Origin of the sequence: Streptococcus parasanguinis ATCC 15912, from assembly GCF_000164675.2 — a bacterium.
GTDB lineage: Bacteria > Bacillota > Bacilli > Lactobacillales > Streptococcaceae > Streptococcus > Streptococcus parasanguinis.
In genome coordinates, this window is sequence record NC_015678.1 from 232,231 (window position 1) to 250,236 (window position 18,006).

Annotated in this window: 20 protein-coding genes; 15 read left to right on the forward strand and 5 right to left on the reverse strand. The window is 41.7% G+C overall.

What is annotated here, in order from left to right; genetic code table 11:
- The 4 genes from HMPREF0833_RS01160 (at position 1) to HMPREF0833_RS01175 (ending at position 4,942) form a co-directional block, all read left to right on the forward strand.
- Positions 1 to 873: an XRE/MutR family transcriptional regulator gene (locus HMPREF0833_RS01160; RefSeq protein WP_013903329.1), complete on the forward strand. Its 873-nt coding sequence runs from the start codon at positions 1 to 3 to the stop codon at positions 871 to 873.
- A 25-nt stretch (positions 874 to 898) separates the two neighbouring features.
- Entirely contained in the window at positions 899 to 2,077 is a 1,179-nt protein-coding gene (locus tag HMPREF0833_RS01165) for an MFS transporter (RefSeq protein ID WP_013903330.1), read from the forward strand.
- Positions 2,078 to 2,186: 109 nt separating this feature from the next.
- Positions 2,187 to 3,365 (forward strand): MFS transporter, encoded by a 1,179-nt coding sequence (locus tag HMPREF0833_RS01170; protein ID WP_013903331.1) that lies wholly within the window; start codon positions 2,187 to 2,189, stop codon positions 3,363 to 3,365.
- Between the two features lie 599 nt (positions 3,366 to 3,964).
- On the forward strand, positions 3,965 to 4,942 hold the full coding sequence (locus HMPREF0833_RS01175) for a hypothetical protein (RefSeq protein ID WP_013903332.1): 978 nt from the start codon (positions 3,965 to 3,967) through the stop codon (positions 4,940 to 4,942).
- A 430-nt stretch (positions 4,943 to 5,372) separates the two neighbouring features.
- Here HMPREF0833_RS01175 and HMPREF0833_RS01180 read toward each other — a convergent pair whose 3' ends face one another.
- The 3 genes from HMPREF0833_RS01180 to murT are packed head-to-tail and all read right to left on the reverse strand — an operon-like array spanning position 5,373 to position 7,799.
- Complete coding sequence (locus HMPREF0833_RS01180) at positions 5,373 to 5,657, reverse strand: LapA family protein (protein WP_041818137.1); 285 nt, start codon at positions 5,655 to 5,657, stop codon at positions 5,373 to 5,375.
- Positions 5,658 to 5,667: 10 nt separating this feature from the next.
- Positions 5,668 to 6,456: a lipid II isoglutaminyl synthase subunit GatD gene (gene gatD, locus HMPREF0833_RS01185; RefSeq protein WP_013903334.1), complete on the reverse strand. Its 789-nt coding sequence runs from the start codon at positions 6,454 to 6,456 to the stop codon at positions 5,668 to 5,670.
- Positions 6,456 to 7,799: a lipid II isoglutaminyl synthase subunit MurT gene (gene murT / locus HMPREF0833_RS01190; protein WP_013903335.1), complete on the reverse strand. Its 1,344-nt coding sequence runs from the start codon at positions 7,797 to 7,799 to the stop codon at positions 6,456 to 6,458. The genes gatD and murT overlap by 1 nt, the downstream gene beginning before the upstream one ends.
- Positions 7,800 to 7,902: 103 nt before the next feature.
- Between murT and cdaA the strand changes: the two genes are divergently transcribed.
- The 10 genes from cdaA (at position 7,903) to whiA (ending at position 16,049) form a co-directional block, all read left to right on the forward strand.
- On the forward strand, positions 7,903 to 8,751 hold the full coding sequence (cdaA, locus tag HMPREF0833_RS01195) for a diadenylate cyclase CdaA (RefSeq protein WP_013903336.1): 849 nt from the start codon (positions 7,903 to 7,905) through the stop codon (positions 8,749 to 8,751).
- Positions 8,748 to 9,497 carry a CdaR family protein gene (locus tag HMPREF0833_RS01200; RefSeq protein ID WP_013903337.1) on the forward strand — a complete coding sequence of 250 codons (750 nt, stop codon included), beginning with the start codon at positions 8,748 to 8,750 and terminating at the stop codon, positions 9,495 to 9,497. Before cdaA ends, HMPREF0833_RS01200 begins: the two co-directional genes overlap by 4 nt.
- Positions 9,498 to 9,518: 21 nt before the next feature.
- Entirely contained in the window at positions 9,519 to 10,868 is a 1,350-nt protein-coding gene (gene glmM / locus HMPREF0833_RS01205; protein WP_013903338.1) for a phosphoglucosamine mutase, read from the forward strand.
- A gap of 229 nt (positions 10,869 to 11,097) precedes the next feature.
- On the forward strand, positions 11,098 to 11,229 hold the full coding sequence (locus HMPREF0833_RS10205) for a DUF4044 domain-containing protein (protein WP_003011566.1): 132 nt from the start codon (positions 11,098 to 11,100) through the stop codon (positions 11,227 to 11,229).
- Positions 11,230 to 11,262: 33 nt separating this feature from the next.
- Positions 11,263 to 12,576, forward strand: coding sequence for a GTPase ObgE (gene obgE, locus HMPREF0833_RS01210; protein WP_013903339.1), 1,314 nt, complete (start codon positions 11,263 to 11,265; stop codon positions 12,574 to 12,576).
- Positions 12,577 to 12,627: 51 nt separating this feature from the next.
- Positions 12,628 to 12,792, forward strand: coding sequence for a hypothetical protein (locus HMPREF0833_RS10565; RefSeq protein ID WP_003006512.1), 165 nt, complete (start codon positions 12,628 to 12,630; stop codon positions 12,790 to 12,792).
- Positions 12,793 to 12,810: 18 nt separating this feature from the next.
- Positions 12,811 to 13,194, forward strand: a complete 384-nt coding sequence (locus HMPREF0833_RS01220) for a RidA family protein (RefSeq protein ID WP_003006514.1) — start codon at positions 12,811 to 12,813, stop codon at positions 13,192 to 13,194.
- Positions 13,195 to 13,270: 76 nt separating this feature from the next.
- Positions 13,271 to 14,161, forward strand: coding sequence for an RNase adapter RapZ (rapZ, locus tag HMPREF0833_RS01225; RefSeq protein WP_041818140.1), 891 nt, complete (start codon positions 13,271 to 13,273; stop codon positions 14,159 to 14,161).
- A complete protein-coding gene (locus tag HMPREF0833_RS01230) occupies positions 14,158 to 15,135 on the forward strand; it encodes a YvcK family protein (RefSeq protein ID WP_013903341.1) in 978 nt (325 codons plus the stop codon). The genes rapZ and HMPREF0833_RS01230 overlap by 4 nt, the downstream gene beginning before the upstream one ends.
- The gene (whiA, locus tag HMPREF0833_RS01235; protein ID WP_013903342.1) at positions 15,132 to 16,049 is read left to right on the forward strand and encodes a DNA-binding protein WhiA; all 918 of its coding nucleotides are present in this window, start codon (positions 15,132 to 15,134) and stop codon (positions 16,047 to 16,049) included. The genes HMPREF0833_RS01230 and whiA overlap by 4 nt, the downstream gene beginning before the upstream one ends.
- Positions 16,050 to 16,071: 22 nt before the next feature.
- Here the strand turns inward: whiA and HMPREF0833_RS01240 are convergent, their stop codons facing one another.
- On the reverse strand, positions 16,072 to 17,040 hold the full coding sequence (locus HMPREF0833_RS01240) for an NAD(P)/FAD-dependent oxidoreductase (protein WP_013903343.1): 969 nt from the start codon (positions 17,038 to 17,040) through the stop codon (positions 16,072 to 16,074).
- Between the two features lie 180 nt (positions 17,041 to 17,220).
- Here HMPREF0833_RS01240 and rpsU point away from each other — a divergent pair, with 180 nt between their 5' ends.
- Positions 17,221 to 17,397, forward strand: a complete 177-nt coding sequence (rpsU, locus tag HMPREF0833_RS01245; RefSeq protein ID WP_000048054.1) for a 30S ribosomal protein S21 — start codon at positions 17,221 to 17,223, stop codon at positions 17,395 to 17,397.
- A 100-nt stretch (positions 17,398 to 17,497) separates the two neighbouring features.
- Here rpsU and mscL read toward each other — a convergent pair whose 3' ends face one another.
- On the reverse strand, positions 17,498 to 17,878 hold the full coding sequence (gene mscL / locus HMPREF0833_RS01250; protein ID WP_013903345.1) for a large conductance mechanosensitive channel protein MscL: 381 nt from the start codon (positions 17,876 to 17,878) through the stop codon (positions 17,498 to 17,500).
- Positions 17,879 to 18,006 lie beyond the last annotated feature (128 nt).

The window sequence follows — 18,006 nt, forward strand, 5'->3', positions numbered from 1 at the left end:
ATGGAAGATTTAGGCAAAGTTTTTCGTGAATTTCGAATCAGTAAAAATTATTCGTTAAAAGAAGCTGCAGGGGAGGCCTGTTCGACCTCCCAATTATCCCGTTTTGAATTGGGGGAGTCGGATCTGGCTACGTCGCGCTTCTTTGAAATTTTGGACAATATCCATGTGACTGTTGAGAATTTTATGGATAAGGCCAGAAATTTCCAACACCATGAGCATGTGGCCTTGATGGCTCAGATTATTCCATTTTACTATTCAAATGATATTGATGGTTTTCAAAGGCTTCAAGGAGAACAACTTGAAAAGGCTAAAGGTTCGACCAATCCCCTTTATTTTGAATTGAACTGGATTTTGTTACAAGGGCTGATTTGCCAGAGAGATGCCAGCTACATGATGAAGCAAAGTGATCTCGAAAAGGTGGCAGATTATCTCTTTCAAACGGAAGAATGGACCATGTATGAGTTGATCCTCTTTGGCAATCTTTATAGCTTTTATGATGTGGATTATGTCACTCGGCTTGGTAGAGAAGTGATGGAGCGGGAAGATTTCTACAAGGAAATTGGTCGCCATCGAAAACTGGTCTTGATTCTAGCCCTCAATTGTTACCAGCATTGTTTAGAACACCGTTCTTTTGAAAGTGCTAGTTATTTTGAAGCCTATGTGGAAAAGATTATCGGCAAGAGCATCAAACTCTACGAGCGCAATGTCTTTCATTACCTCAAGGGATTTGCCCTCTATCAGAAGGGGCTAGAGAAAGAAGGGAGTCAGCAAATGCAAGAGGCTATGCATATTTTTGATGTGCTAGGTCTTCCAGAGCAGGTAGCTTACTATCAAGAACACTTTGATAAATTTGCAATAGATGAAGGTTCCTAAATAGGAGAGAGATAAAGGAGATTTTATGAACCGACATGCGGTCCAATTAATTAGTCGTGGAGCGATTACCAAAATTGGAAATATGCTCTATGATTATGGGAATAGTGTCTGGCTGGCCTCAATGGGGACTATAGGAAAGACAGTATTAGGAATCTATCAGATTTCTGAGTTAGTGACAGGGATCCTCGTGAATCCTTTTGGAGGGGTGATTTCAGACCGTTTTTCTCGTCGCAAGATTTTGATGACGACCGACTTGGTGTGTGGTCTCCTGTGTTTGGCGATTTCTTTTATCAGAAATGATCGTTGGATGATTGCGGCTCTGATTGTTGCCAATATTGTTCAGGCCATTGCCTTTGGTTTTTCTCGACCTGCCAATAAAGCCATTATTACAGAAGTTGTGGAGAAAGAAGAGATTGTAACCTATAATGCGCACTTGGAGCTGGTCTTACAAGTTGTTAGTGTCAGTTCTCCCGTGTTTTCTTTCCTAGTTCTACAATTTGCCAGTCTCCATGCGACCCTCTTACTAGATGCGCTGACCTTTTTCATTGCCTTTGTCCTAGTGGCATTCCTTCCGAAAGAAGTAGCAAAGGTTCAAGAAAAGAAACAGTTTACGAGGAAAGATATTTTTTCTGATATCAAGGATGGACTGCACTATATCTGGCATCAGAAAGAAATTTTCTTTCTCCTCTTGGTGGCTTCCGGCGTTAATTTCTTTTTTGCGGCTTTTGAGTTTTTACTTCCATTTTCCAATCGACTCTACGGGGGCAAGGGGGCTTATGCGACCATCTTAACATTGGGAGCTATTGGATCTATTCTAGGAGCACTTGTTGCCAATAAAATTACATCAAGTATGAAAATTCTCCTATTTTTACTTATCATGGCAGGTGTAGGAGTGTTCATGATGGGCTTGCCTCTTCCGACTTATCTTTCCTTTTCGGGAAATCTGGTCTGTGAATTTTTTGTGACCATTTTCGATATCCACGTTTTTACTCAAGTGCAAACCAAGGTGGAAGATGATTATCTGGGGAGAGTCTTGAGTACGATTTATACTTTGGCTGTTCTCTTTATGCCCATCGCCAAAGGTTTGATGACTTGGTTGCCAAGTGTCCGAGTAGAATCCTTTCTCCTGATTGGAGCTGGAGTTATTCTCTTTTCACTCTTGGCTCAGCTAGTAGCTAAGCAGCTTCAATCAAAAGAACAGTAGGTATCCTTTTATAAAATTGTAATTTATTAATTTTCCCAAATAAGGGACAAAATGAAAACCTCTTTCATGAACTGATACAATAGTTTCAGAAAATGAAGGAGGTTTTTTTATGAAGCGACATGCAGTCCAATTAATTGCTCGTGGGGCGATCAATAGAATGGGAAATATGCTCTATGATTATGGGAACAGTGTCTGGCTGGCCTCGATGGGGAGGGTGGGAAAGACGGTATTAGGGATCTATCAGATTTCTGAACTCGTCACCTCCATTCTAGTCAATCCATTTGGAGGGGTGATCTCAGATCGTTTTTCCCGTCGCAAGATTTTGATGACGACCGACCTGGTGTGTGGACTCCTTTGTTTGGCGATTTCTTTTATCAGGAACGATCGTTGGATGATTGCAGCCCTGATTGTTGCCAATATTGTTCAGGCCATTGCCTTTGCATTTTCTCGTACGGCCAACAAAGCCATCATCACTGAGGTCGTAGAGAAAGAAGAGATTGTGACCTATAATGCTCGCTTGGAGTTGGTTTTACAGGTTGTCGGTGTTAGCTCACCTGTGTTCTCTTTCCTTGTTTTACAATTTGCCAATCTCCATGCGACCCTCTTACTGGATGCACTGACCTTTTTCATCGCCTTTGTCCTAGTGGCATTCCTTCCGAACGAAGAAGCCAAAGTTCAAGAAAAGAAACGGTTCACAGGAAAAGATATTTTTTCGGATATCAAGGATGGACTGCACTATATCTGGCATCAGAAAGAAATTTTCTTTCTCCTTTTGGTGGCTTCCAGTGTCAATTTCTTCTTTGCAGCCTTTGAATTTTTACTTCCCTTTTCCAATCGACTTTACGGGGTCAAGGGCGCTTATGCGACTATCTTAACCTTGGGTGCTATCGGTTCCATCATTGGAGCCTTGATTGCCAATAAATTTAAATCAAGCATGGAGATGCTTCTCTTCTTATTGATTTTAACAGGAGTGGGAGTGTTCATGATGGGCTTGCCTCTTCCTCACCTTCTTTCCTTTTCTGGAAATTTAGTCTGTGAACTCTTTATGACGATTTTTAATATTCACTTTTTTACCCAAGTGCAAACCAAGGTAGAAGGAGACTACCTGGGCAGGGTCTTAAGCACCATTTTTACATTAGCCATTCTCTTTATGCCTGTGGCTAAAGGCTTGATGACCTGGTTACCAAGTGTCCGAGTAGAATCCTTTCTCCTGATTGGAGCTGGTGTTATTCTACTCTCAGTGATTGCATCAGTCTATGCTAAACGATTTAGTCATATTCCTGTCTAGAGAGAAGGCTACAATATTTTACAGGAAACACCAAGTTAAAGACCTTGAAAAGGTGGACTTTTTCAAGGTCTTTTTTTCATGGTGAGACCTCTTAGAAAGTTGACTCTTCCGTATTTAGTTTGATGGAAGGAAGGTTGAGAAAAGAGTAAAAAAAGAAAACCTATTTTGGGAAAGTAATTTCCGGTACCTATTCTGAGCTTTTTCTGGTAAAATCTAAATAACTGATGCCTTACTAGAGATAGTTAGCTTCCCAGTCTATCCGACTGGAGTAGTTTTGTCCAATCTTTTTATAGCATAAGTTCTCTTGTTTTGAGAATCATGCCTTCTAATTCATTTTAGCTAGTTTGGCAGTTGACCATTTTCATATTGTGGGGAATATATGATAGGGACCCGGCAAGGACTTGATTATGAGCCGCTTGATAGCCTTTCGTTCTAGGGATATGATCAATCGATTCTTTTATTAAGTTTAGTTGAAAATAAGAAGGAGATGGTCTTGTTTGACTAACGAGAAGTAGACCATGTATACTTGTCACCAGAAGGGATGAAGTTTCCTTGGGACCGGTTTGCTAGTTCTTCATCAGATAAGAAGGAAAATGTAAATGAATAAAAATGTATTTAGAAGATCATTAGGGATTTGGTTATTGGTGATAGGATTGCTGGTTTATAGCTATTTTCAGGCAATACCAGGTTTACATTCCCTTGAGCCTCCTCAAAAATTGTATAAGCAAGGCTTCGTTTATAAGTCGAAAGATAGTGAGGATGTCTTGGCAGTAAAAGTATTGGACATAGATCTAATTCCAGTTAAAACAGATGAGGCCCAATACTTTTTAATTAAGCATGAATATGGCGTTACGGCCATGAAGGCAACTTATCATACGGTCTATTCATTGCTTCAAATGAAAGCTAGATTTCCTAATCAAGAAAACCCATTAGAATCAGGTGGATTCTATCTAAGTGTTAAAGTGATTCCTGAGGTGGAAAAAAGACGGAAAAAAAGTGACGTGGTTCATATTAGTCAGTCCTTGAAACAGAGACTTGAAGAAAAATTCCAACAGAGTGATCTTTCAAAAGGTAATTCTAGTATCGACTTGACTCATCTTCTAAGATCAATGCAAGAGGAAAGTCGGGTGAATTTATTTGCCAAGCCTGTATTTATTGCCCTTGTTGCTTTCTTCTTTACCTTAAAGGCTATCAGTCTGATGTTTCGACTGCGCAGGAAGTTTAGACGCTTTGATTCCTTATTTCCAGCCTATGCCTCTCATACAGACCAATTGATTAAAGATGCGGACTACAGTGACAAAAAACTGGAACTCCTTGTGCACCAGGGCATTCTCGTATTTTATGGTATGGATTTTGAAATACTACCAGTAGATGACATTGAAGAAATCAAACTTTTTAGGGTCCATAGAAAAAGTTTTTATCGCTACAAGATGAAGATTATCTTTTATTCAAGTCGCCGGCCTTATGTTTTTGAAATTAAAAAAAGTAATATGGAGGCCTACTATCCCTTCATCGACTATTTAAGAAGTCTTGCACCAATCGTTGTTGAAGATGGATGGAAGATGAATTACAGGTAAAGGGATTGGGGCCGATAATCTACAAATAATCCTAAAAAGTGACTCGAGGCAAGGTGATGGTGCTTCGAGTCTTTTTCTCATCTAATGTTACGGTTTAGAAAAATGAGAAAGGAGTCATTGATTCTGATGATAAGTGACTATTTAGAAAACCGTTTAAGGCTAATAAAGCAAACAGGCTATATTATTGTGTATAATAGTTATGATTTGGAATATACCTCACATAAAGCATTTGAAAATCTAACTAGTTAGGATGGAATCATGTCAATTAAACATTAGATATATAAGGCCTGTATCGTTATTATGAGGATTCTTTACAATCTAGGGTTAAAAAACTGTTGAGAAGATTCTGGAATTCTATCTATATAAAAAACACCCCAAAAGTCAGATTTTATCTATATAACTTTTGGGGTGTAGTTCATTCGGTGCTTTTTTAGTTGTTATCTTTTTCTTCTATTTTTACTTCCTTCTTTTCTTCCTCCAGTTGTTTTTGAGTGCTCTTGAGTTCTTTTTTTAGGGAGAAGCCCTTTGAAAAATTAACCAAGGTCATGACAAATGCACCCAAGAGGACACAGAGCAAGATCAGAATGATCAAGGGCAATTTAAATTGAACCAAGAGGAAATTCACGGTGACCGTTTGCATGTTTGCAAGGGAAATACCAGCAATTAGTAAGATGGAAAGTAATAGAGCAATGTAGTGTAGATTTCTTTTATTCATCATTATCTCCTTATTGTTCAGTCGGAGCCTTGCTTTTTACATCAGCGTATTCTTCCGGCTGCTCTAGGCTTAGAATCTCCTCATAAGCCGGTAGGGAAAGGTCCTTGCCATATTTATTTTTTAAAGCAGTGTTTACTAGGCGATAGGCCAGATTGGCATTTCGGGACAAGATAGGACCGTGGAAGTAGCTCCCAAAGACGTTTTTGTAATGAACGCCTTCGCACCCATCTTCTTTATTGTTCCCATTTCCGTAGACAACCTTGCCCAGCGGTTTTTCATCCTCTGCCAAGAAGGTCCGACCTTGGTGGTTCTCAAAACCATAATAGGTTTCGTTAAATTCTTCGTTATGGATTTTGATATCACCGATATAGCGGTTGTTGACTTGATTGAGCGTATAGTGGCCCATAATACCGAGCCCTTCAATGCGTTTGCCAGAAGCTTCAATGTAGTACTGGCCTAGAAGCTGAAAGCCACCACAGATAGCAAGGATCACACCATCTTCATCAATAAAGCGCTCGAGGTCTTCTTTTTTATCTGGTAGATCTTCTGATACAATGGTCTGTTCGTAGTCTTGTCCTCCACCGAAAAAGGCGATATCATAGGCATCAGGGTCGAACCGGTCTTTGAGAGAGACGATATCCACTGTGACATGGGCTCCAAGTTTTTCTGCAACGTACTTGAGCATGAGGATATTCCCATTGTCCCCGTAGGTATTCATTAAGTTGCCGTAGAGATGGGCAATGCGCAGGCTGTAAGGATACTGTGCCTGATCAGAAGATTTTAGAGAAGTATAAGTCATTAGTGCATCTCCTTTTCAATCAGGTGTTCTTGGGCCAAAATCTCACGGAATTCAAGCATGGCCGTATAAGTGGCTAAAATGTAAGCGTGAGGGGTTTCTTGTTGCTGGATGCGTTGGAAAACCTCTTTTAATTCAGCCATTTCTGTGATCTGATCAGCAGGATAGCCAGTGACCCGAAGTCGCCGAGCAATTTCAGAGTGGCGTACCCCGCCAGCATTGATTTCTGGAATATCCATCTGGGTGATTTGCTCAAAGTCTGCGTCCCAAATCCAGCTGGTGTCGATCCCATCCGCATAATTCGCATTAAGGAGGACTGACAAGCTAAAGGAATAAGGTGCTAGTTTGATCATTTCAATAGCTTGGGTCGCACCAACTGGATTCTTAATCAAAACCAAGGTACATTCCTTATCCCCAATCTTAAAGGTTTCCTGACGACCAAAGACAGCGCGACTGCGATCAAATCCTTGCTTAATCACTTCAGGTTGTACTCCAAAGAATCCAGCAACAGAGACAGCTGCTAAGGCATTGTAGATGTTGTAGAGACCGCCGATATTGATGTGGTAGTCTTGGCCTTGAATCCGGAATTGGGAAGAGCGATGGGTTAAAGAGAGGAGGTCTGATACGGCATAAGTCAGAGGAGGCCTGTGGAAACCACAGTGCTCACAGATATAATCCCCAAGATTAGCATAGGTATTGAGCTTGTACTTGAGGATGTTGTGGCAATGCGGACAGAGGATTCCTTCCGTATTGTAATGAGCTAGTTGTGGCTCTGATTTGTCAGTATCAAATCCATAATATTGGATAGGATTGGATAAGGTCTGACTATTAAAGAGCGGACTATCACCATTTAACAAGACTGTTGCAGCTGGGACCTTGTGAATGGCATCCAAAATCATTTGGTAGGTCGTATAGATCTCTCCATAGCGGTCCATCTGGTCCCGGAAAATATTAGTGACCACAAAAAGGCTGGGCTTAATATAATCACAAATCCGAGAGAGGCTGGCCTCGTCAATTTCAAGTACCGCAATCGGTCGATTTGATTTCGAATGCTTAGCCCGTAAGAAGGTCGTTGTAATCCCAGAGATCATATTGGCCCCACTTGGATTGGTCAAAATAGGTCCAAAAGCTTCTTGGAGAATACCTACTGTTAGCGCAGTGGTCAGGGTTTTTCCATTTGTCCCTGTAATCACAACAATCTCATAGTTTTTTGCCAATTGACTGAGAATATCTTTATCAAATTTGAGGGCTACTTTACCTGGTAGGGTTGATCCCCGCCCCATCTTTTCTAGAATAGAGCCGGAAAGCTTTCCTGCCAGAAGGCCCAAGGTTGTATTTATCTTCATAAATCATATTTTATCATAAAAAGCATCAGAAGGTTACAGAAAAATCTGTTGAAACGTGTTATAATAGGATGATGTCTTTTAGAGAAGTGGTAGGTATGAGAATATGAATATTCAACAGTTTTCAAATCCACAATTTTGGACCAGTTTGTTCCCGAATTGGTGGAGTGTTATTATCAATATCATCGATATTGCCCTGGTGGCTTGGTTGTTGTATTTTTTGATCAAGGCTATCGTCGGGACCAAGATCATGATTTTGGTTCGTGGGGTCATTATCTTTTTCTTGGTTCAGTTTTTGGCCAATTTCTTGGGACTCACGACTATTTCTTGGTTGATCAATCAAGTGATTACCTATGGGGTTATCGCCTTGGTTGTGATTTTCTCCCCTGAAATTCGGATTGGCTTAGAGCGTCTAGGTCGGGCGACAGAATTTTTTACGACGAGTGAAGTCAGTCAGGAAGAGAAGATGGTACAGGCCTATGTTAAGGCAGTGGCTTATATGAGCCCACGTAAGATTGGTGCTTTGGTAGCTATTCAAGGGGCCAGAACCCTTCAGGAATACATTTCCACAGGGATTCCACTAGATGCGGATATTTCAGGAGAATTGCTGATTAATATCTTCATTCCTAATACTCCTTTGCACGATGGAGCGGTCATTGTCCGCAATGACAAAATCGCTGTTTCTTGTGCCTACCTGCCCTTGACGGAAAACACTGAGATTTCAAAAGAGTTTGGAACGCGTCACCGTGCAGCTATTGGCTTATCTGAAGTTTCTGATGCCTTTACCTTTGTGGTATCAGAAGAAACGGGTGGCATCTCTATGACCTACAACGGAACTTTTCGTCATGATTTAACTTTAGAAGAGTTTGAGACGGAATTGAGAGCCTTCTTGGTTCCTGAAGAGAATAAAACGATTAGTTGGAAAGAGCGTCTATTTGGGAGGGTAACAAAATGAGATCGAAAAAAGAATTTCTTTATGTTTTCGCCTCCGTCTTATTATCCTTTATCTTATTTATCAATGCGTCTTCCTTTAATTTTCAAAATAATAGTAGTGCTAGACAAGTGAGTTCAGAGACCTATACCAATACCTTGACCAATATTCCAATTGATGCCAAATACAATGACAAGACATATTTTGTCAGTGGGTTGACATCAGAGGTAACGGTCTTTCTGAAAGGTTCAAATCGGGTTGCCCTTGCTAGTGAGATGCAACCGGGCACTCGGAAGTTTCGAGTGGTGGCTGATCTTCGTAAGGTCAAGGAAGGTACCGTCGAAGTTCCTTTGATTATAGAAGATCTTCCAGCCGGTTTGACAGCAACGGTAGAGCCTCAGAAAGTTTCAGTAAAGATCGGGAAGAAAGCGAAAAAATCATTTGCTGTCAGGGCTACGATCCCGGACAATCAAATTGTGGATGGGATAACAGTAACGGATATTTCTCTTGAAACAACTAAGGTGGAAGTGACGAGTGATCAAGAAACCTTAAGTCGCATTGATCATGTCGAAGCTGTCTTTCCATCCAGTGAGATCATTAGTGGGAATTATAGCGGAACCATTTCCTTAAATGCAGTGGATGCCCAAGGAAATGTTCTACCAGGTCTGGTCAAGCCGAGTGAAACACGGATCCAAGTGACCACAAAGAGTAGTTCGTCTACGTCAAGCTCTAGCAGTTCGTCGTCGACCTCTTCCAGTTCAAGTAATTAGAAAGTAAAAAGGTAATCAAAAATGGGTAAATATTTTGGAACGGACGGTGTCCGCGGAGAAGCAAATGTAGAATTAACGCCAGAATTGGCCTTTAAGTTGGGGCGTTTCGGTGGTTATGTGTTGAGCCAACATGAAGAAGAAACGCCCTTGGTATTTGTTGGACGTGATACGCGTATTTCTGGTGAAATGCTGGAGCATGCTTTGATCGCTGGCCTCTTATCAGTTGGGATTCGTGTCTATAAGTTGGGTGTGATTGCAACGCCAGGTGTTGCCTATCTGGTTCGTACGGAAAAAGCCAGCGCCGGCGTTATGATTTCTGCTAGCCACAATCCAGCCTTGGACAATGGCATCAAATTCTTTGGTGGTGATGGTTTCAAATTGGATGATGATCGCGAGCTTGAAATTGAAGCCTTGCTTGATGCCACTGAAGATACCCTTCCACGTCCAAGTGCGCAAGGTTTAGGAACGGTCATGGAATATCCAGAAGGCTTGCGTAAGTATCAAGAATTCCTTGTATCGACAGGTGTCCAACTCGAGGGCATGCGCATGGTCTTAGATACAGCAAATGGTGCAGCCTCTACCAGTGCTCGTCAAATCTTTGCAGATTTAGGAGCTCAATTGACCGTCATCGGTGAAAACCCAGATGGTTTGAACATCAATGATGGGGTTGGCTCTACTCACCCAGAGCACTTGCAAGAGAAAGTGAAAGAAGTAGGCGCAGCGATTGGTCTTGCCTTTGACGGAGATAGTGATCGCTTGATTGCAGTGGATGAAAATGGAGAAATCGTAGACGGGGATAAGATCATGTACATCATCGGTTCGTATCTTTCAAGCAAGGGCTTGCTCGAAAAAAATACGATCGTTACAACCGTCATGTCCAATCTCGGTTTCCACAAGGCATTAGATGCGAAGGGGATTCAAAAAGAAATCACAGCTGTTGGAGACCGTTATGTGGTCGAAGAAATGCGCAAATCTGGGTATAACCTTGGTGGAGAACAGTCCGGTCATGTAGTCATCATGGATTACAACACGACTGGTGATGGTCAATTAACAGGCGTTCAATTAACCAAAATCATGCAAGAAACCGGTAAGAAATTATCTGAATTGGCTGCAGAAGTAACCATTTACCCACAAAAGCTTGTCAATATCCGGGTTGAAAATAGCATGAAAGACAAGGCGATGGAAGTGCCTGCTATTCGTGAAATCATTGAAAAAATGGAAGCGGAAATGGCAGAAAATGGTCGTATCCTTGTGCGTCCAAGTGGAACCGAACCCCTCCTTCGTGTGATGGCAGAAGCGCCAACCCATGAAGAAGTAGACTACTATGTGGATACCATTGCTGCAGTTGTTCAAGCAGAAATCGGACTTTAAAAAAGAATGGCTTAGGTGTGAGCTTTGTGTGTTCAAAGGTCCAGGTGATAGATGAGAACATTCTTATTGATCCCGCTTATGAGCTTTCATACCTTTTGCTCACAGACACACCTTAGGAGAAAAAGAGATCAGACTTCTGTCTGGTCTTTTTGTGTAGGCTCGATTTGAAAAATCCCCTATTTCGTGGTAAAATAGGGCTAATGAATTTATAGTAATCGAGGTATTAGAAGTGGCTTTTGGAGATAACGGAAAACGTAAAAAAACACCATTTGAAATGATCACGATGGTGGTTATTGTGATTATGTTGATTGTAACGGTTGGTGCAATCTTTGCAACCGCAATTGGTGCTCTTTCTTATTAAGGCGCTCGCAGAAGTAAAGGAAATCATCTATTTATGAGTATGTTTTTAGATACAGCCAAGATCAAGGTCAAGGCTGGAAATGGCGGCGATGGCATGGTGGCCTTTCGCCGTGAAAAATATGTCCCTAATGGCGGACCTTGGGGTGGTGATGGAGGTCGTGGTGGCAATGTCATCTTCGTAGTAGACGAAGGCTTGCGCACCCTGATGGACTTCCGCTATAACCGGCATTTCAAAGCCCAAAATGGGGAAAAAGGAATGACCAAAGGGATGCACGGACGGGGAGCAGAAGATCTTTATGTACGAGTTCCCCAAGGAACGACCGTCCGAGATGCTGAAACGGGCAAGGTCATTACTGACCTAGTTGAAAATGGACAAGAGTACATCGTTGCACACGGTGGCCGTGGAGGGCGTGGAAATATTCGTTTTGCCACTCCTAAAAATCCAGCACCAGAGATTTCTGAAAATGGAGAGCCTGGTCAGGAACGTGAATTAGAGTTAGAACTGAAGGTCTTGGCAGATGTTGGTTTGGTTGGCTTCCCTTCTGTTGGGAAATCGACCCTTCTCAGTGTCATCACTTCAGCCAAACCAAAAATTGGGGCTTATCATTTCACAACCATCGTTCCAAATTTGGGAATGGTTCGGACTCCGTCTGGGGAATCCTTTGCCGTAGCAGACCTTCCTGGATTGATTGAAGGGGCTAGCCAAGGTGTCGGATTAGGAACCCAGTTCCTTCGTCACATCGAGCGCACCCGTGTTATCTTGCATGTTATTGATATGTCTGCCAGTGAAGGACGCGACCCTTATGAAGATTATGTTCAAATCAATAAAGAGCTTGAAACCTATAATCTTCGCTTGATGGAACGTCCTCAGATTATCGTGGCGAATAAGATGGACATGCCGGAAAGCCAAGAAAATTTGAAAGAATTCAAGAAGAAATTGGCAGCCAATTACGATGAGTTTGATGAACTGCCACAGATCTTCCCGATCTCTAGTTTGGCTCATCAAGGTTTAGACAATTTGTTAGATGCAACGGCAGAATTGTTAGACAAAACACCAGAATTCCTCTTGTATTCAGAAGACGACATGGCCCAAGAAGAAGTTTACTATGGCTTTGATGAAGACCAGCCGGCCTTTGATATCAGTCGTGATGACGACGCTGCTTGGGTCTTGTCTGGTGAAAAACTTGAAAAACTCTTTAATATGACGAATTTCGATCGAGATGAAGCGGTCATGAAATTTGCTCGTCAATTGCGTGGAATGGGTGTTGATGAAGCTCTCCGTGCACGTGGGGCAAAAGATGGCGATATCGTCCGGATCGGTAAATTTGAATTTGAGTTTGTAGATTAAGGGTGGTCCCGAGCGAATCAAGGATTCCAAATAAGAAATGAGGCTTTTTCAGTGGGAGATAAACCAATATCTTTTCGAGATGAAAATGGAAATTTTGTTTCAGCAGCCGATGTTTGGAATGCTGAAAAATTAGAAGAACTCTTTAATACACTAAATCCTAAGCGCAAGTTGCGCCTACAAAGGGAAAAATTAGCAAAAGAAAACCAGCAGAAGTAAATAGACTTGGAGAATACTATGGCAAAAACAATTCATACAGATAAAGCACCCGCAGCAATTGGACCTTATGTTCAAGGGAAAATCGTAGGCAATCTTCTCTTTGCAAGCGGACAAGTTCCTTTGTCACCTGAAACAGGAGAAATCATTGGCGAAACCATCCAAGAACAAACAGAGCAAGTCTTAAAGAACATTGGGGCTATTTTGGAAGAGGCTGGGACAGACTTCGACCACGTGGTAAAAACCACTTGTTTCTTAAGTGATATGAATGACTTTGTACCTTTCAATGAGGTCTATAAAACAGTCTTTACCACAGAATTTCCAGCTCGATCTGCTGTTGAAGTAGCACGCCTGCCACGTGATGTGAAGGTTGAAATTGAAGTTATTGCGGAAATCAAAGCCTAATAACCATTCAAAGACAAAAAGACAGAGTGGAGAGCAGGAAACTGTAGACCACTCTGTTTTATTTTGGGAGGAAAAAATGACAGAAAGTAAGATTCAACTGGTCATGGTAACAGGAATGAGCGGTGCTGGCAAGACCGTCGCTATCCAATCGTTTGAGGATTTGGGTTACTTTACCATCGATAATATGCCACCGGCGCTCTTGCTGAAATTTATTGAGCTCATGCGTCATAGCCCGGATAACAATAAATTAGCCGTTGTTGTGGACATGCGGAGCCGTTCTTTTTTCAATGAAATTCGCACCATTTTGGATGAATTAGACAATCAAGAAGACCTCGATTTCAAGGTTTTGTTCTTGGATGCTACTGACAGTGAGTTGGTAGCACGATATAAGGAAACACGTCGTAGCCATCCACTAGCTGCAGATGGCCGTGTTTTAGATGGGATTACCTTAGAGCGAGAGCTCTTGTCTCCTTTAAAAAATATCAGTCAAAATGTGGTGGACACGACTGAGTTGACGCCCCGTAATCTGAGAAAAACGATTGCAGAGCAATTTGCCAGTCAAGATAATCAGCCAGATTTTCGGATTGAGGTCATGTCATTTGGTTTTAAATATGGCCTTCCGATCGATGCCGATCTTGTCTTTGACGTGCGTTTTCTTCCAAATCCCTACTATAAATTGGAACTTCGGAATTTAACCGGTCAAGATCCAGCTGTCTATGATTATGTCATGGATCACCCTGAATCAGAGGACTTTTACCGTCATCTCCATGACTTAATCGTTCCTATTTTACCGTCTTATAAACGAGAAGGTAAATCCGTTCTCACCATCGCCATGGGCTGTACTGGAGGTCAACACCGTTCAGTAGCCTTTGCAGAGCGCTTAGCGCATGATTTAGAAACAAATTGGCAGGTCAATTGCAGTCATAGAGACAAGGACAGACGGAAAGAAACGGTGAATCGCTCATGAGAAAACCTAAAGTAACCGTTATTGGAGGAGGGACAGGGATTTCTGTTATTCTCGATAGTCTAAGAAAGAAGCCGGTCGAGATCACTGCTATTGTAACTGTTGCAGATGATGGCGGTAGCTCAGGTGAATTGCGGAAGAACATCCAAAAATTGACACCACCTGGAGATCTTCGAAATGTGCTGGTTGCCATGTCAGATATGCCTCGTTTTTATGAGAAGGTCTTTCAATACCGCTTTGCAGACGATGATGGCCCTTTGGCCGGACACCCTTTGGGAAACTTGATCATTGCAGGGATTTCAGAGATGCAAGGCTCGACCTATAATGCCATGCAGTTGTTAACCAAATTCTTTCATACGACCGGCAAGATCTATCCTTCCAGTGATAGTCCCTTGACCCTTCATGCCGTTTTTCAAGATGGAAAAGAAGTGGTAGGAGAAAGCCACATTGCCAACTACACCGGCATGATTGATCATGTTTATGTGACCAATACCTTTGATCAAGAGCGCCCAAAAGCTAGTAAGAAAGTGGTGGAAGCGATTCTTGAAAGTGATATGGTCGTCTTAGGTCCTGGTTCGCTCTTTACCTCGATCCTTCCTAATTTGATGATCGATGAGATTGGGAAAGCCATCCTTGAAACCAAGGCCCAAGTAGCTTATGTTTGTAACATCATGACCCAAAGAGGAGAAACCGAGCATTTCACAGATAGCGACCACGTTGCCGTGCTCCATAAACATTTGGGAGAGAAGTTCATTGATACCGTCCTTGTCAATATCAATCAGGTTCCCGCAGCCTACATGAACAGTAATAAATTTGATGAATACTTGGTGCAGGTAGAGCACGATTTTAAGGGGGTGCACTCGCAAGTTCCCCAAGTGATTTCTTCCGATTTCTTAAAGCTGGTCAATGGAGGAGCCTTTCATGATGGTGAAAAAGTGGTCGAAGAGCTGATGCAGATCGTGCAGGTGAGAAAATGAGTTTTACGGTTCGTGTAAAAGAAGAATTATTGTCTCTCAAGCGATTTGAAAAGAGTGAATTGGCTGCCATTATCAAGATGTCTGGAAGTCTTGGGATTTCAATGGGGGGCTTGACGCTCTCGGTAACAACAGAAAATGCCAAGATTGCCCGCCATATCTATGAATTGTTGCATCATTTCTACGGGGCCAAATCAGATATTCGCCACCACCAAAAAACCAATTTGAAAAAGAATCGTGTCTACACAGTATTCTTGGATGAAAAGGTAGAAGAAATTTTAGCTGACTTACATTTGGCAGATGCCTTTTTTGGGATTGAGACAGGCATTGATGCTAGTGTTTTAGAAGATGAAGTAGCCAGTCGTGCTTATCTTCGAGGAGCTTTTCTGTCAAGTGGTTCCATCAAGGATCCTGAAAAAGGAAAGTACCAGCTGGAAATTCATTCTGTTTATACAGACCACGCGGAAGGAATTGCCCTTCTCATGCAAGGATTTTTACTAGATGCGAAAACCATCGAGCGGAAAAAAGGAGTGGTGACCTATCTGCAAAGAGCAGAAGATATTATTGATTTTCTAATTGTAGTAGAGGCCATGCAAGCCATGCAGGAATTTGAGTCTATCAAGGTCATGAGAGAGACACGCAATGACCTCAATCGGGCCAATAATGCCGAGATGGCCAATATCCAGCGAACAGTCACAGCTAGCATGAAAACCATTAATAATATTAGTAAAATTGTGGATACGGTCGGTCTAGGAAGTTTACCAAGTGACCTGCAAGAAGTTGCCTATATCCGGATGAACCATCCAGATTATTCCATCCAGCAGATCGCTGATAGTTTGCAAAAACCTATTTCAAAAAGCGGTGTCAATCACCGCTTGCGTAAGATCAATAAGATCGCAGACGATTTAGACAAATAAAAAAGGCCAAAGGCCTTTTTTATTATAAACTGGTTGAGTGCGTTGGTTGGACTTTCTTATCTGGATAGATGTAGTTGATGGCATTATTTACAGCTGTTGGAGCTTCCCCCAGACCTGTAGCGATGAGATCAATTTTTCCTTCGTAGAAGCAGCAGTCTCCACAGGCATAAATTCCAGGAAGACTGGTTTCTTGTTTCTGATTTACCTTGATTTTATGGCGTTGCAATTCTACACCCCATTCTTTCAAGTTTCCGATAGAAGATTTAAAGCCATAGTTGACAAATAAGTGATCAATCGGGAGGAGTTCCGTTTCATCGGCTTTAACTTTTGTGATTTCAAGGTGTGTGGCATGACCATTTTCGCCAATCAAGCGACTAGGAACAAATGGTGTTTTGATGTTGACAGAAGATTGTTTGAGTTCTTCTACACTATGTTCCAAGGCGCGGAAGTTGTCCCGACGGTGAATGATTGTAGTTGGAGAAATCTTGTCAAAAGCAAGAGCCCAGTCCACAGCAGAGTCCCCACCACCAAGGACGGTCACATGCTGTCCTTCATATTGCTGGATGTTTGAAACATGGTAGTGGACGTTATCAAAGTCCTCAGCTCCCTCAATGTCAAGGGCACGTGGTTTAAAGGCACCGCCACCCATAGCAATAATGACTGCTTTAGACTGATGTACTTGGCGAGAAGTAGTGATAGTGAAGAGGTCACCCTCTTTTTGAATATCCTCTACAGTTTCATTGAGGAAAATCGGTGTGTCAAATCGTTTGACTTGCTCGATCAAGCGGTTGCTCAATTCTTCACCTGTTAAATTGGTAAATCCGGGTACATCGAGGATACTTTTTTCTGGATAGAGAATGGCTGGTTGCCCTCCAAGTTGAGGTAAGGAATCAATCAGTTTGACTTTTACTTGGCGCATATTGCCATAAAAAGCAGCAAACAGACCAACTGGTCCGCCCCCAACAATCGTAATATCATAAATTTCTGACATGGTATCTCCTTCACGGTTTTCTTTGTTTCCATTGTATCATAAAATAGGAGGAATGAAAAAGTCGGAAAAAAGGAAATGGAATGAAGGCTAGGAAGGCTAGAAAAATTTCAAAATATCTTGACAGGATCTTTCAAGTATGATAAAATAATTAAGATTTTAGGCTTGAAGGGAGTGAAAAATATGTCAAAAACAGTAGTACGTAAGAATGAATCTCTTGACGATGCTCTTCGTCGTTTCAAACGTGCGGTTACTAAAGCTGGTACTCTTCAAGAAACACGCAAACGTGAATTCTATGAAAAACCTTCTGTAAAACGTAAACGTAAATCAGAAGCAGCTCGTAAACGTAAAAAATTCTAATTGAATACAGGAACAGACTTCGGTCTGTTTTTTGTTTCTCTTAAACAAGAAAGACAAAAAAGCCGACCTTCTGCTTAGAAGATCGGATCTTTTTATCTGATTATTTGTTTGCAAGCAAGTCGCGGATTTCAGCAAGCAACTCTTCTTGAGTAGGAGCAGGAGCTTCTTCTTCGACAGCTTCTTCTTTTTTTCCAAAGTTTTGAGCCTTTTCAGCAGCTTTCACAACGAAGAAAAGAACAGTACCAACAACAAGGAAGTTGATCACAGCGCTCAAGAAGCTACCGTATGCAACACCGTTCCATGACAATTGTGCAATATTTTGAACACGAGCAGCTTTCAAAGCTGGTTTCAAAATAAGTGGAGTGATGATATCGTTCACAAATGATGTAACGATAGCTCCAAATGCAGCTCCGATAACGACGGCAACAGCAAGGTCAACAACGTTCCCACGAAGGAGAAAAGCTTTCAATTCTTTTAACATATCCTAAATATGTCCTTTCATAATAATTTTTTACTGTGATAGTATAACGGAAAAATATTCGACTGACAAGAAATATGTCTCATTTTTTAAAATTAGTGATAAAGGTTGAAATTCTTTTCTTTTATGTG

Excerpts from the sequence above, each read along its gene's own strand:
- HMPREF0833_RS01160 (WP_013903329.1), top strand. The coding sequence starts at position 1 with ATGGAAGATTTAGGCAAAGTTTTTCGTGAATTTCGAATCAGTAAAAAT.
- HMPREF0833_RS01165 (WP_013903330.1), top strand. The coding sequence starts at position 899 with ATGAACCGACATGCGGTCCAATTAATTAGTCGTGGAGCGATTACCAAA.
- HMPREF0833_RS01170 (WP_013903331.1), top strand. The coding sequence starts at position 2,187 with ATGAAGCGACATGCAGTCCAATTAATTGCTCGTGGGGCGATCAATAGA.
- HMPREF0833_RS01175 (WP_013903332.1), top strand. The coding sequence starts at position 3,965 with ATGAATAAAAATGTATTTAGAAGATCATTAGGGATTTGGTTATTGGTG.
- HMPREF0833_RS01180 (WP_041818137.1), bottom strand. The coding sequence starts at position 5,657 with ATGAATAAAAGAAATCTACACTACATTGCTCTATTACTTTCCATCTTA.
- gatD (WP_013903334.1), bottom strand. The coding sequence starts at position 6,456 with ATGACTTATACTTCTCTAAAATCTTCTGATCAGGCACAGTATCCTTAC.
- murT (WP_013903335.1), bottom strand. The coding sequence starts at position 7,799 with ATGAAGATAAATACAACCTTGGGCCTTCTGGCAGGAAAGCTTTCCGGC.
- cdaA (WP_013903336.1), top strand. The coding sequence starts at position 7,903 with ATGAATATTCAACAGTTTTCAAATCCACAATTTTGGACCAGTTTGTTC.
- HMPREF0833_RS01200 (WP_013903337.1), top strand. The coding sequence starts at position 8,748 with ATGAGATCGAAAAAAGAATTTCTTTATGTTTTCGCCTCCGTCTTATTA.
- glmM (WP_013903338.1), top strand. The coding sequence starts at position 9,519 with ATGGGTAAATATTTTGGAACGGACGGTGTCCGCGGAGAAGCAAATGTA.
- obgE (WP_013903339.1), top strand. The coding sequence starts at position 11,263 with ATGAGTATGTTTTTAGATACAGCCAAGATCAAGGTCAAGGCTGGAAAT.
- HMPREF0833_RS01220 (WP_003006514.1), top strand. The coding sequence starts at position 12,811 with ATGGCAAAAACAATTCATACAGATAAAGCACCCGCAGCAATTGGACCT.
- rapZ (WP_041818140.1), top strand. The coding sequence starts at position 13,271 with ATGACAGAAAGTAAGATTCAACTGGTCATGGTAACAGGAATGAGCGGT.
- HMPREF0833_RS01230 (WP_013903341.1), top strand. The coding sequence starts at position 14,158 with ATGAGAAAACCTAAAGTAACCGTTATTGGAGGAGGGACAGGGATTTCT.
- whiA (WP_013903342.1), top strand. The coding sequence starts at position 15,132 with ATGAGTTTTACGGTTCGTGTAAAAGAAGAATTATTGTCTCTCAAGCGA.
- HMPREF0833_RS01240 (WP_013903343.1), bottom strand. The coding sequence starts at position 17,040 with ATGTCAGAAATTTATGATATTACGATTGTTGGGGGCGGACCAGTTGGT.
- rpsU (WP_000048054.1), top strand. The coding sequence starts at position 17,221 with ATGTCAAAAACAGTAGTACGTAAGAATGAATCTCTTGACGATGCTCTT.
- mscL (WP_013903345.1), bottom strand. The coding sequence starts at position 17,878 with ATGTTAAAAGAATTGAAAGCTTTTCTCCTTCGTGGGAACGTTGTTGAC.